Here is a 352-nt window from a genome sequence, read left to right on the forward strand (position 1 = left end):
CGTTTTCCCCATTTGGTTAATTTCCAATATAGTAATTCATCCATTTGAGAAAAGACTTCCTTGGATACTACTGTTGAATAGTAGTTGCTCCACCCTCTAATGACCGGGTTGAGGCGTCTTATTAACCCCTCTTGCGGTGCTGCGCTGTGGGAGTCTACTATCCCTTTCAGTTTTTTGTAGTGGGTTTTGATGGCTTGATTGCTAGGTTTGATGATAGTTTTGAAGCCTAGTGGATTACTGTGTGTGTCTTTCCCAGTTTTGTATTTTCCAACTGTATATTGTCGGATGTTGAAGCCGAGAAAGTCAAACCCTGGATTATCCCCTTCTAAAGTGTGGGTGATATGAGTTTTGG

1 protein-coding gene is annotated in these 352 nt (G+C 41.8%); it reads right to left on the reverse strand.

The annotated features are described in order from the left end of the window. Positions 1-352 (reverse strand): group II intron maturase-specific domain-containing protein (locus tag AC0QH1_RS22090; RefSeq protein WP_324633504.1); only part of this gene is annotated, 352 nt, incomplete at both ends.

The sequence above is a fragment of the Phormidium sp. CCY1219 genome, assembly GCF_055795085.1.